The 3,353-nt window shown below is 64.2% G+C and carries 3 protein-coding genes and 1 pseudogene; 1 reads left to right on the top strand and 3 read right to left on the bottom strand.

Going from position 1 to position 3,353, the window contains the following annotated elements; translation table 11 throughout:
• From J0M27_RS21240 to J0M27_RS21250, 3 genes and pseudogenes are all read right to left on the bottom strand, one after another.
• Positions 1 to 254 (bottom strand): annotated as a pseudogene (locus tag J0M27_RS21240) (NADP oxidoreductase); the annotation flags it as partial.
• On the bottom strand, positions 251 to 964 hold the full coding sequence (locus tag J0M27_RS21245; RefSeq protein WP_294996697.1) for a 2Fe-2S iron-sulfur cluster-binding protein: 714 nt from the start codon (positions 962 to 964) through the stop codon (positions 251 to 253). The gene J0M27_RS21245 and the pseudogene J0M27_RS21240, both read right to left, overlap by 4 nt.
• On the bottom strand, positions 961 to 2,865 hold the full coding sequence (locus tag J0M27_RS21250) for an NAD(P)H-dependent oxidoreductase subunit E (RefSeq protein ID WP_294996700.1): 1,905 nt from the start codon (positions 2,863 to 2,865) through the stop codon (positions 961 to 963). Before J0M27_RS21250 ends, J0M27_RS21245 begins: the two co-directional genes overlap by 4 nt.
• Before the next feature lie 270 nt (positions 2,866 to 3,135).
• Between J0M27_RS21250 and J0M27_RS21255 the strand changes: the two genes are divergently transcribed.
• The coding region (locus J0M27_RS21255; protein WP_294996703.1) for a MaoC/PaaZ C-terminal domain-containing protein at positions 3,136 to 3,353 on the top strand (218 nt) is incomplete at its 3' end.

Raw genomic sequence — 3,353 nt, forward strand, 5'->3', positions numbered from 1 at the left:
ATCAGCACCTTGCAGTTCCTGCGGAAATCGCGCAGCACGTGGACGTTCTCGGCGTTGCACAAGCCCCCCTCGATGATGCCGACATCGCAGTCCGCGCTGACTTCCTTGATGTCGGTCAGCGGCGAACAGTCGAATTCGACGTGATCGAGCAGCGTGAACAGGCGCTCGTCAATGTCGAGAAACGACATGTGGCAGCCGAAACAGCCGGCCAGCGAAGTCGTCGCGACCTTGAGCTTCTTCCTGGCAGCAGTCATGGCAACGACTCTCCCGTGGCCTCGACCATCTCGCCAATCGGCTTCCTGTCGTAGGTGCGCTCACCGATCGGCACGGCGAAACCCCGGCGCTTTCTGAGAATCACCCCGACCGGGCAGACCTGCGCCGCCTTGTCGGCCGCCGAGAAATTGGTGTCGGCCAGCTGACCGGATCGGGCATTGACGATCAGGTGCGTGTTGATGCCGCGCCCGGAAAGCGCGAAGACGTTCTTGCCATCGACATCGCGGCTGGCGCGCACGCACAGCGAACAGAGGATGCAGCGGTTGAAATCGAGCAGAAAGTCGGGATGCGAGGCGTCGACCGCGCGGTTCGGGAAGAAGTGGTCGTAATGCGGGCTCATCATGCCGAGGTGGTAGGCCGTCGCCTGCAGCTGGCAGTTGCCGCTGACCTCGCACGAGGGACAGAAATGGTTGCCTTCGACGAACAGCATCTGGGTCAGCGCGCGGCGTTCGCCGTTGATTTCCCCGGTATCGCTCTCGACGGCCATGCCGGCCATCGCCCGCATCGTGCACGACGCCGCATGCCGGCCATTGACCTTGACCGTGCACAGCTTGCACGATCCATGCGGCTTGAAATCCGGGTGGTGGCACAGGTGCGGGATGAAGATCCCGGCTGCGCTCGCCGCCTGGAGAATGGTCTGCCCTTCGGCGAACGGAATGACCCGGCCGTCGATCGTGAACGTCTGGCTCATGCGCCCTCCCCGGAACTCTCGGTGATGATGTGCGCCGCCGCATCGTCGCGCCCGGTCATCTGCCGCGCCGGGGCGAGGGCGCGGTCGAGATCGAAGGCCGGCGAGAAATCGTCGTGCTCCATGCGCCGGTCGTAGGCCGGCCGGAACCTGGCGATCGTGTCGAGCACCGGATTGCACGCGGTGTGCCCCAGCCCGCAGTGACTCATCGACTGCAGCAACTGGTTGAGCTTCTCGATTTCGGCGAAGTCATACGGCGAGCCGTGACCGTTGTGCAGCTTGTCCATCAGGTTCCTGAGCAACGAGGTGCCGACCCGACACGGCGTGCAGAAGCCGCAGCTCTCGTGCTGGAAGAAATGCACGTAGATGCGCGCCACCTCGAACATGTCGCGACTGTTGTCGAAGATGGTGAACGCCCCGGCGGTCGGGATATCCTCGAAACCGATGACGCGGTCGAACTCGGCCGGCGCAATGCAGATGCCGGAGGGTCCGCTGACCTGCACGGCCTGCGTGGCGCGGGCGCCGCAATCGTCCAGAACCTGGCGCACGCTGACGCCGAACGGGTATTCGTAGATGCCGGGCCGCTCGCAGTCGCCGGAAACCGAGAGGATCTTGGTTCCCGCCGATTGCCGGGTGCCGATCCCGGCGTACCAGTCGCCGCCGTTCAGCGCGATCAGCGCGGCGGCGGCGAAGGTCTCGACGTTGTTGACGATGGTCGGCTGATCGAGATAGCCGTTGGTCACCGGGAAGGGCGGCCGGTTGCGCGGCGTACCGCGCTTGCCTTCCAGCGATTCGATCAGTGCTGACTCCTCGCCGCAGACGTAGGCCCCGGCACCGAGATGGATCTCGATATCGAAATCGGCGCCGGCGATGCCGAGGATACCGCGCCCGAGAACGCCGGCCTCGCGCCTGCGCGCGAGCACGCCATTCAGCGCATCGAGGAGATAGCGGTATTCGCCGCGCAGATAGATGAAACCGCGCGTCGCCCCGACGGCGTAAGCCGCAATGGTCATTCCCTCGATCACCAGATCGGCATGACGGGCAAGCAGCACGCGATCCTTGAAGGTGCCGGGCTCCCCCTCGTCGGCATTGCAGACCACGATCTTCTCGCGACCCTCGGACACCGCCGCATTCCGGCAGGCATCCCACTTCAGCGCCGTCGAAAAGCCGGCGCCCCCTCGCCCGCGCAGCCCGGATCGCCTGATCTCGTCGATCACCGCCGCCGGCCCGAGCAGTCCGGACGGCAGGCCTTCGCGCCATGAGCGCGTATTCGAGGCTTCCAGACCGTCGTGCCCGGCGCGGGCGCGGGCCGCTCGCAGGGCATCGCCGGGAGCAAGCTCGCTGTCGAGGAGAATCCCTGTCTGCCGGATGTTGTCCTCGACCATGAACAGTTCGGGCGGCCACGCCTCCAGCGGCACCTCGGCGCGGATCAGCTCGCACAGCGTATCGATGCGCGCCTCCGTCAGGCGCGGAATGACGAAGTTATTGACCAGCAGGGCCGGACCCTGATCGCCCATCCCGATGCAGGAAGTCGTCCCGACGCTGACGAGGCCATCCTCGGAGACCTTGCCGGGCTCGACCCAGAGGCTGCTGCACATGCGCTCCATCAGGGCAACGCAACCCTGCATGCGTTCGATGATGTTGTCGGCGAACAGTACACGATAGCGCCCGTGCGGCCGCGTATAGAGAAAGCTGTAGAAGCCGGCGACCCCCTCGATCTTGGAGCGCGGCAGATGCAGTTCGTCCGTCAGGAGATGGATCACCTCCGGCGAAATCCAGTCCACCGACTCCTGCACTTCGCGCAGCATCTGCAACAGGGCCGTCGGATCGCGACGCCAGCGCGCCACGGATGCCGCCACTGCTGCTGCCACTGCACCGGCCACTTCCCGGTTTTTCCCGCTCATGAGAACTCCCGCATCCAATGTCTCCCGTCCGCGGGAACCGGCGGCAGTATCCGGCCGGCATCCCGAGACCCTGATTCAAGCCTAGCGCGCCCTTCGATCATCGCTCTGACATAGATCAATCCACGATCATGTGCGTATGCAACAATCGCCAGACAACCACAGGCATGTTTCATGCGAATGACGGCGCCAAGCGAATATCCAGGCGACAGCAAGTTGTATGCCGCATCGCAACAACCTATACTGAAATCGTTCGTCAACACGGAGTCCGGCATGAGCAGTCAAGACAAAAATAACCAGTACATGGAAAACCGCGTTTTCGCCGAAATCAAGGTCGGCGACAGCGCCTCCCTGGTGCGCACGCTGCGTCCGGAAGACATCCAGCTTTTCGCGATCATGACGGGCGACATCAACCCCGCCATCGTCGATCCGGAATTCGCGCACAGCGGCGTCTTCCGCGAGGTGATCGCCCACGGCATGTGGTCGGCTTC

Origin of the sequence: Sulfuritalea sp., from assembly GCF_017302275.1 — a bacterium.
Classification (GTDB): domain Bacteria; phylum Pseudomonadota; class Gammaproteobacteria; order Burkholderiales; family Rhodocyclaceae; genus Sulfuritalea.